This is a genomic window from Sulfitobacter sp. EhC04, assembly GCF_001650875.1.
In the GTDB taxonomy this organism is placed as follows: Bacteria; Pseudomonadota; Alphaproteobacteria; order Rhodobacterales; family Rhodobacteraceae; genus Sulfitobacter.
In genome coordinates this window covers 1-7282 of record NZ_LXYI01000084.1, presented here as the reverse complement: position 1 = coordinate 7282, position 7282 = coordinate 1, and the positions used below count along the sequence as shown (strand labels likewise).

The 7282-nt window shown below is 57.4% G+C and carries 9 protein-coding genes and 1 pseudogene; 6 read left to right on the top strand and 4 right to left on the bottom strand.

Translation table 11 applies throughout. The annotated features are described in order from the left end of the window. Positions 1-71: 71 nt before the first annotated feature. Positions 72-899: an ArdC family protein gene (locus A8B82_RS21570; protein ID WP_235604772.1), complete on the bottom strand. Its 828-nt coding sequence runs from the start codon at positions 897-899 to the stop codon at positions 72-74. 360 nt (positions 900-1259) lie between these two features. Here A8B82_RS21570 and A8B82_RS21565 point away from each other — a divergent pair, with 360 nt between their 5' ends. Further along, a complete protein-coding gene (locus A8B82_RS21565) occupies positions 1260-1556 on the top strand; it encodes a hypothetical protein (RefSeq protein ID WP_235604771.1) in 297 nt (98 codons plus the stop codon). 12 nt (positions 1557-1568) lie between these two features. Here the strand turns inward: A8B82_RS21565 and A8B82_RS21560 are convergent, their stop codons facing one another. Next, a complete protein-coding gene (locus A8B82_RS21560) occupies positions 1569-2528 on the bottom strand; it encodes an IS110 family transposase (RefSeq protein ID WP_201120885.1) in 960 nt (319 codons plus the stop codon). 250 nt (positions 2529-2778) lie between these two features. On the opposite strand from A8B82_RS21560, the gene A8B82_RS23765 reads away from it, so the two are divergent. Next, a protein-coding gene (locus A8B82_RS23765) for an IS5 family transposase (RefSeq protein ID WP_138069846.1) occupies positions 2779-3536 on the top strand; the annotation gives its coding sequence in 2 pieces (ribosomal slippage) (positions 2779-3100 and positions 3100-3536; 759 coding nt in all). A gap of 19 nt (positions 3537-3555) precedes the next feature. Here the strand turns inward: A8B82_RS23765 and A8B82_RS21545 are convergent. Both A8B82_RS21545 and A8B82_RS21540 read right to left on the bottom strand, forming a co-directional pair. Next, positions 3556-3750 (bottom strand): hypothetical protein, encoded by a 195-nt coding sequence (locus A8B82_RS21545; RefSeq protein ID WP_138069845.1) that lies wholly within the window; start codon positions 3748-3750, stop codon positions 3556-3558. A 416-nt stretch (positions 3751-4166) separates the two neighbouring features. Continuing rightward, positions 4167-4601: a MarR family winged helix-turn-helix transcriptional regulator gene (locus A8B82_RS21540; RefSeq protein WP_067297267.1), complete on the bottom strand. Its 435-nt coding sequence runs from the start codon at positions 4599-4601 to the stop codon at positions 4167-4169. Positions 4602-4857: 256 nt separating this feature from the next. On the opposite strand from A8B82_RS21540, the pseudogene A8B82_RS23760 reads away from it, so the two are divergent. The 4 genes and pseudogenes from A8B82_RS23760 to maiA form a co-directional block, all read left to right on the top strand. After that, positions 4858-5088: pseudogene (locus tag A8B82_RS23760) on the top strand (MBL fold metallo-hydrolase); the annotation flags it as partial. A gap of 100 nt (positions 5089-5188) precedes the next feature. Continuing rightward, positions 5189-5389 carry a DUF2783 domain-containing protein gene (locus tag A8B82_RS21535; protein WP_067297264.1) on the top strand — a complete coding sequence of 67 codons (201 nt, stop codon included), beginning with the start codon at positions 5189-5191 and terminating at the stop codon, positions 5387-5389. Between the two features lie 26 nt (positions 5390-5415). Continuing rightward, entirely contained in the window at positions 5416-6771 is a 1356-nt protein-coding gene (hmgA, locus tag A8B82_RS21530) for a homogentisate 1,2-dioxygenase (RefSeq protein WP_067297261.1), read from the top strand. Beyond that, positions 6768-7259: a maleylacetoacetate isomerase gene (gene maiA / locus A8B82_RS21525; protein WP_082899424.1), complete on the top strand. Its 492-nt coding sequence runs from the start codon at positions 6768-6770 to the stop codon at positions 7257-7259. The genes hmgA and maiA overlap by 4 nt, the downstream gene beginning before the upstream one ends. Positions 7260-7282: the final 23 nt, after the last annotated feature.

Below are 7282 nucleotides of genomic sequence, written 5' to 3'. Positions count from 1 at the left end.
TAGACCGAGTTCAATGCAAATCCCCAGAGTTTTTCCACTCCCCAAACCGCCATTGATTTCACGGGGCAATTTCAGGCCGGATTCTGATTAATTAGGGTACAGCGACAATAGGCCGCGTTCAGCTCCAGCGTATGCGCGGAAAACCCCAGCTTCTGACCCAAAAACACCGTACAGAGCTCGGCCACAATCTCTTCGCGGGCATAGGCCGTGTTCCCGAACCGAGCATCGCCATAGCTGCGGTTCAGGCGGTGTCGGGGTTTCGTCCAGTGACCCAGCTCGTGACCCCAGACGGCGTAGAAATTCCGCGGGTTCTCGAAGAGCTCGATCGGGGGCATGTAAATCTTGTCGAGGTTCGGGACGTAACATGCTTCCCGACCAGAGAAGCTGACATTGGCACCGATTGCCTCGAAGAAGCTCTGCATATGCGGGATCGGTGCGCGGGCGGGATGAACTTCCGGTTCGGCCGCAACGGGATGAAAGCGAGGGTCCAACCCCTCGATCTGATCGGCGTTAAAGACGCGGTAGGATTTCAGGAAGGGAATGGTTTTGGGGTCTTCGGTTTCCGCCTCGTCTTCGTGGCCGCCTTCTTCACGGTCCCGTTCGGTGGTGCCGTAATAGACGACGACGGAGGATTTCGAACCCTTGATGACCTTCGCCTCCATGGCATTCGCTTGCCTGAGCGTCATCCAGTAGGGCGAGGTATAGCCGGCCATCATGGTGCGCATGGTCAGCAAGAAGTTGTTGATGCCCTGGTAGGGTTCTCCGTTTTGGCGGAGCGGCACCGAACTGCCGCCGACCGTCCAGGGTTTGCGCCAGGGCAGCACCCCCCGGTCGATGATTTCGATGAGTTCGTTGGTGATCGACGCCGCGGCGTCGAACCTGGGCTTTGACCTGGCCATGTGTGGTCTCCGATGTCTGAAGGAGCGCACGGAAACCGTGCGCGGATCGAAGAACGGTTTTGGTAAGCAGTCTCCCGGTGGGGGAGTAGGATCCCTCCGGAACCCCGCCAGACCCCTTTCCCGCCTTCTCCGGATCCAACAGGACCAAAGGCCAGCTTTCACTTTCTGAGTGTTTCAGGACAAATTCTGAACGAACTCTCCTGGGTCATCTGCGGACAACCTCACATACTTCACCTTTGGGTCTGCCGAGGGTACAAGAGTCAGAAGCTACTCCGCGAGAGCGGTTGAGCTTTTCGATTTTCACAGATGGTAAGGACTCGCGCACCTATCCTGTAACTTTAGGATTTTGTTGGAAGAATTGTGATGGAGTGTTTTCGGATAGACGAAAGCGGCTATACTGGGTTTGACCTGCTGAACGACGACCAGCGTTTTCAGGGCGCATCGGCAATTGCAATTGGCGATGACGACGCCGAGCGGCTGATCAAACTACACTTCCCAAAGCTTCAGGCAACTGAACTGAAGTACCGTGCGCTATCAAGGCGACAATCCAACCACCCACGGTTGCTGGCGCTGATGCGCGATCTCCTTGGTGAATTCAAGTGTGTTACCTACGTCTGCGACAAACGGTTCATGTTGACGCTCATGTTCGTCGACTAGCAACTGTATTTCTCAGGTGACCTGAGGGGACCATTTCTGACGCGCTTTGACGAGTGCGTTAGCGATTGCAACCAGCTTTCGGGCGACGGCAGTGATGATGACTTTGTGCGGTTTTCCAGCGGATCGAAGGCGTTCTGCGAAGGTTTTGAGAACCGGGTTGTGATGGCTGGCGACGAGGGCAGCCTGGAACATGACGTGCCGCAGCAACCGTCGTCCACCTGCAATTGCGCGTTTTCCTCGCATCGCACCGCTGTCATGTGCAATAGGGGCCAGACCGGCCAGAGCTGCTGCCTGTCCTCCCGGCAGTTGGCCCAGTTCGGGCATTTCAGCGATCAGCATGGAACTGGCGACAGGCCCGATCCCCGGAACGGATCGCAGTATTTCAGCTGCCTCATGCAGATCCTCATTGGTGGCGATGGCGGTTTCGATCTGAACCTCCAACGCCGTGATCTGACGATCCAGCAAAGACTTTAGCTCGGCGTCCGTGTCTGCGAATATTTCCGCCGACCCCAGTTTCAGATGCGCCTTGATCTGCGCCAAAAGACGTTTGCGTGTTTCGACGAGTTGCCCGCGTTTCGAAACCAAGGCTCTGAGAAGGCGTAGCTTTTGATGCGGCAGACAGCGCCCGGCATCAGGCCTGAATGCCATGAACCTCGCAATGAGCTCCGCATCGATCCGGTCTGTCTTAGCCCGCGTGCCCTGGCTGGCAGCGAAGGCCTTTATCTGAGCAGGTGGCAATTGTCGTGTCGTAACGTCGGCTGCATCCAAAGCGGCCCACAGCCGCCATTCTTGCCCACCTGTGGCCTCAAAGCATACCAATGCACCTCGCGACATTGCCAAATCGACAACGTCTGAATGCCCTCTGTGCGTATTTGGCAATCGCTGCCGATGGCCGCACGGAAGACAATGAATGTCGAGCCAGTCCCGGCTGACATCTATGCCAATGATCCGTTCCGGTGTTATCGTGTTCATACCCTCTTCCTTCTGCTCCGTGGTCCGATGCGGCCACATTCAACTGTTCGAGACGATGAAGAGAGACGGTGCTGGCTCGCTAGGAAACGTGGTCAAACCCACAAGGCTCAGACGCCATACACCGCCCCGTCAGCAACCTCGGCCAAGGCGGCTGACGGGGGCAACATAGCAAACCGGAGATACAGAAGGGTCAGGACCCATTGATTTCCGTCGGTTGGCATGATTCATCGGTCGAAAATCGAGCGGTGATGTGAGCGACCTTTTCTGGCTGAATGACGATCAAATGGCGCGGCTGGTGCCCTATTTTCCCAAGTCCCATGGCAAGCCACGCGTTGATGATAGGCGCGTTCTGAGTGGAATTATCTTCATTAATCGCAATGGCTTACGGTGGCGTGATGCACCTGCTGTCTATGGTCCGCACAAGACGCTCTACAATCGCTGGAAGCGTTGGAGCGACAAAGGCATCTTTGCGCGTATGATGGTCGGTCTTGCTGCCGATCACGGCGAGAAGAAAACGGTCATGATCGACGCGACCTACCTGAAGGCCCACCGAACAGCGACCAGCATGGGCGTGAAAAAGGGGGGCGTGGACGCCTGATCGGTCGCACAAAGGGCGGAATGAACACCAAGCTGCACGCTATTTGTGATAGCCAAGGACGCCCTCTCAACCTGTTCGTCACCGCCGGTCAGGTCAGCGACTACATCGGGGCACGGGCGTTGCTCAGCAGCCTGCCCGATGTTGACTGGCTGCTCGGGGATCGCGGATATGACGCCGACTGGTTCAGGGAAGCCTTGAAAGACAAGGGGATAAGCCCATGCATCCCGGGTCGGAAGCAACGCAAGAAGCCGGTGAAGTACGACAAGCGCAGATACAAACGGCGCAACCGGATCGAAATCATGTTCGGCAGGCTCAAGGATTGGCGGCGTGTGGCAACCCGATACGACCGTTGCCCCAAGGTCTTCCTCTCAGCAATCGCACTTGCTGCCCTCGTCATCTACTGGCTTTGAAACTCAATGAGTCCTGACCCTAGTAAAAAGGACAGTCGATGCCGGTATCAATTACGCCCATCACCTCGCCGCGCAAGGTGACCTTCACTCGGCCGCCGACCAGCTTGCCATCGCAAGACCCGACCAGCACGTTCGGAGTGATGGCCACAGGGCCGAGCGCGCTTTCGGGTTTCGAGGCCAGAAAAGCGAAGGTGCGTTTGAGTTCAAGTGCCACCAGCCGCCGCAGCGATGTATCCTGCAAGAGGCATGAAAGCCGGATGGGCCGCAGCCTCGAAGTCGATCATGTGCTCGGGCTTCTGTCCGGCGATCGGATCGTTCCAGGTCCTGTATCCGGGCGAGATACCCTGATAGACAATCGGCTTGTCGTAAGCATCGCCGGACAGGCTTGTCCGTCGTCAGATGATTTGGGACACGAGGGCCTGATCGAGAACGGAGGGCCTGGCTTCTACGCTTTCGCAAGGCGTTCCTCCAGAAGCACAGTCTCGACCTAACCTTCTTTCCGCGCTGTCCGGCTGTTCGCCGAGACAAACGCCCGCTTCATTTCAGGAGCGGGCGTTCCTTGTGTGAAGTGTGCCCACCAGCGAACTCAAAACATTTGTAGTGGAAAATTTTCGAATTTGTTAGACGTTCTCACCCTTTCGTCTTAGCGGTGGCGTCTTTCAATGCTGATAGTCCTTGTTCGAGTGCCTTTATATCTGCCGGGGACATCGACGACAGAATGGCATCGGCCCTGGCTTTGACCTTGGGAAAAACCTCCTCGAAGAACGCCCTCCCCTCATCGGTGCAGGCGTAGTCGCGCAATCGCCGATCCTCTGCAGCCTCCTGCCCCTCGATCAGCCCTTTCTTCTCCAGTCTTTGTGCAGCACGGCTGATTTGAATCTTGTCGAGAGACGATCTGAGTGACAGCTCTTTGGACGTTAGACTGGGCACATCAGCCAGCAGGAAAAGCACACGCCATTCCTCCCGCGAGATGCCGTGCTCGCGCCGATAAACATTTTCGAGGTGACGCGACAGACTCGCCGCGGCCACGGCGACCCGATAGGGGAAGAAATTCTCTATGTTCATATCACCCCGTATCCAGAGCTTTCTGTCTCGTTGCATTAGCATAAAAGCCTACTAATCAAGAAGGTATTGATCGGGGTCAAGTCCTCACGGTTTTCTTCACGAACCGAAGACTGGCAGTCCTAGTCCAAGGTTTGGCATCTCCAATCAATCAGCTAGCTCCTGATTCGCATATTCTTGACAAGAAACTGTTGACTTGGTTGCAACTGCAACCGTATATCGTTGCAAGTGCAACGAAAAAGTTTTGGAAGGTAGAAACGTGGCAAAGGCATTCGCGTCGCAAAGCGACATGACTGAAAAGAAAATCAGTTTCACCGAAGTAGGCGAAGGTCTCTATGCCTTTACCGCCGAAGGGGACCCGAACTCCGGCGTGATCATCGGTGACAACAGCGTCATGATCGTCGAAGCATAGGCCACGCCGCGCCTTGCAAACAAGGTCATCGAATGCGTCCGCAGCGTTACTGACAAGCCCATCTCGCATGAGGTCCTTATCTGATCCGTCCAGACCAACACGTCGCGGCCCGTTGGACAACATATGACGAAACCGCCACGCGCGCCGCTTTGCGCAATGCGACAGGAAAGGCACGATCATGACAGAGTTCAAGACCGAACCCAACATCCCGAACTCGGACGGTTTCTACAACGAGCTGATCGAAGCTCATGAGGGGCTTTCGGACGATGAAAGTGCTGCGCTCAATTCACGCCTTATCCTCGTCCTCGCCAACCAGATCGGAAACCGCGACGTGCTGAGCGCCGCGATTTCTGTCGCTAAAGCGCCCGGCGCTGCCTGACCAACAGTTCGCAAAGGAGATCAGAGATGACTGCTCATGACCTGCCCAAAGGAATGATCCGCGCGACGGATACTACCGGGACCCACCCCGGCTACATGCCCGGCTTTGCCAATGACTTCGAAACCGAAGCCCTGCCTGGCGCCCTGCCCCAAGGCATGAACTCGCCGCAGAAATGCAACTACGGCCTTTATGGCGAGCAGCTTTCGGGCACCGCCTTCACCGCAAACCCACCTGAGCGGACCTGGACCTACCGGATCCGCCCCTCGGTCAAGCATTCGGCGCGCTACACCCGCATTGACGTGCCCTACTGGAAGTCTGCGCCCAACGTCGATCCCGACGTGACCTCGCTCGGCCAGTATCGTTGGGACCCCGTCGAGCACAACGGCGAAGACCTGACATGGATCACCGGCATGCGCACGATGACCACCGCAGGCGACGTGAACACGCAGGTCGGCATGGCCGCTCACGTATATCTGGTCACCAAGTCGATGGTGGACGAGTATTTCTTCTCGGCTGACTCCGAACTGCTCGTTGTGCCTCAGCAGGGCCGCATGCGTTTCTCGACCGAACTGGGGATCATCGATCTCGAGCCCAAGGAAATCGCCATCATTCCGCGTGGCCTCGTCTATCGCGTCGAAGTGCTTGAAGGTCCCTGCCGCGGGTTCGTATGCGAAAACTACGGTCAGAAGTTCGAGCTGCCGGGTCGCGGCCCGATTGGCGCCAACGCGCTCGCCAACCCGCGCGACTTCAAGGCGCCGGTGGCGGCCTTCGAGGATCGCGAAGTTCCTTCGACGCTGACGATCAAATGGTGCGGCCAGTTCCACGAGACCAAGATCGGGCAGAGCCCGCTCGACGTGGTCGCCTGGCACGGCAACTACACGCCTTACAAGTACGACCTGCGCACCTATTGCCCGGTCGGTGCCATCCTCTTTGACCACCCTGATCCCTCGATCTTTACCGTTCTCACCGCGCCATCGGGCCAGCCCGGTACGGCAAATATCGACTTCGTGCTCTTCCGCGAGCGCTGGATGGTAGCCGAGAACACCTTCCGTCCGCCGTGGTATCACAAGAACATCATGTCCGAGCTCATGGGCAACATCTACGGCCAATATGACGCAAAGCCGCAGGGCTTCGTTCCGGGCGGGATGAGCCTGCACAACATGATGCTGCCGCATGGTCCGGACCGGAACGCCTTTGAAGGCGCGTCGAACTCGAACCTCGGGCCGGAGAAACTCGACAACACCATGTCCTTCATGTTCGAGACCCGCTTCCCGCAGCATCTCACGGCTTTTGCAGGTCAAGAGGCTCCGCTTCAGGACGACTACATCGATTGCTGGGATAGCCTCGAGAAGAAATTCGACGGCACCCCGGGGACGAAATGAAGCTCTATACCTACTGGCGCTCCACGACCTCTTACCGGGTCCGGAGCGCCCTGAACCTCAAGGGGATCGACTTCGTGTCGGTCCCCGTAAATCTCGTTGCCGGTGAGCAACAGGCCGAGAACTATGCGCGGATCAATCCTGGTCTGGGTGTCCCGACGCTTGTCACGGATGACGGCACCGTCCTGACCCAGAGCATGGCGATCCTCGACTGGCTCGAAGAAGTCTACCCCGTGCCGGCCCTGCTGCCCGTCGATCCCGTTGAGCGCGCCCGTGTTCGCGCGGCTGCGATGGTAATTGCCGCCGACGTGCATCCGGTAAACAACCTGCGCGTGGTCGGCGAACTCAAGAAGATGGGCCATTCTCAAGAGGACGCTGTCGACTGGATGAACCTCTGGATGTCCAAAGGGTTCACCGCCTTCCAGAGCCTCATCCGTGCGGACACGCCTTTCTGTTTTGGCGACACTCCAAGTGGACCTGTCACGCTTTAGTGCCGCCCCAAGTGCTCGTTTAG

Excerpts from the sequence above, each read along its gene's own strand:
- A8B82_RS21535 (WP_067297264.1), top strand. The coding sequence starts at position 5,189 with ATGACAGAGTTCAAGACCGAACCCAACATCCCGAACTCGGACGGTTTC.
- A8B82_RS21540 (WP_067297267.1), bottom strand. The coding sequence starts at position 4,601 with ATGAACATAGAGAATTTCTTCCCCTATCGGGTCGCCGTGGCCGCGGCG.
- A8B82_RS21570 (WP_235604772.1), bottom strand. The coding sequence starts at position 899 with ATGGCCAGGTCAAAGCCCAGGTTCGACGCCGCGGCGTCGATCACCAAC.
- hmgA (WP_067297261.1), top strand. The coding sequence starts at position 5,416 with ATGACTGCTCATGACCTGCCCAAAGGAATGATCCGCGCGACGGATACT.
- A8B82_RS21560 (WP_201120885.1), bottom strand. The coding sequence starts at position 2,528 with ATGAACACGATAACACCGGAACGGATCATTGGCATAGATGTCAGCCGG.
- maiA (WP_082899424.1), top strand. The coding sequence starts at position 6,768 with ATGAAGCTCTATACCTACTGGCGCTCCACGACCTCTTACCGGGTCCGG.